This is a genomic window from Shewanella sp. SW32, assembly GCF_025653365.1.
Taxonomy (GTDB): Bacteria; Pseudomonadota; Gammaproteobacteria; order Enterobacterales; family Shewanellaceae; genus Shewanella; species Shewanella oncorhynchi.
The window spans coordinates 1-614 of the sequence record NZ_JAKKSJ010000110.1 but is presented as its reverse complement, the minus strand read 5'-3'; the positions used below and the strand labels follow the sequence as shown (position 1 = coordinate 614).

The window sequence follows — 614 nt, the reverse complement described above, 5'->3', positions numbered from 1 at the left end:
GGCGCTCTCCCAGCTGAGCTATAGCCCCATTTACATGCAGTGCGAGTAAGTAAGATGTTCCAAACCTCTAAAAGGATTGGTTTGCCAATCATTTCTTATCAAGGCGGACAGTGGCGACGTTTAGTTCACTAAACGAGTCACTTTCCAACGCTGAGAAGGAAGGATTGGTGGGTCAGAGTGGACTTGAACCACCGACCTCACCCTTATCAGGGGTGCGCTCTAACCAGCTGAGCTACAGACCCATCTTTTGATAAACCCATATTCATCCAGAACCACCGACCTCCCCTACTCTTAACGAGGGGATTGGGGTGCTAACTATCTGAGCTACAGACCCATCTTTTACTCTTTCTTCTATCAAGCAAATTTGTGTGAACACTCAACAAACATTAAGTTAGTCGTATAGGTAAGGAGGTGATCCAGCCCCAGGTTCCCCTAGGGCTACCTTGTTACGACTTCACCCCAGTCATGAACCACAAAGTGGTGAGCGCCCCCCCGAAGGTTAAGCTACCCACTTCTTTTGCAGCCCACTCCCATGGTGTGACGGGCGGTGTGTACAAGGCCCGGGAACGTATTCACCGTGGCATTCTGATCCACGATTACTAGCGATTCCGACT

Annotated in this window: 1 tRNA gene and 1 rRNA gene; both read right to left on the bottom strand. The window is 49.8% G+C overall.

The features are described 5' to 3' along the window. Window positions 1-165 precede the first annotated feature (165 nt). A tRNA-Ile gene (locus L5M28_RS24080) sits at window positions 166-242 on the bottom strand. Between the two features lie 162 nt (window positions 243-404). Then, window positions 405-614 (bottom strand): 16S ribosomal RNA (locus tag L5M28_RS24075); the annotation flags it as partial.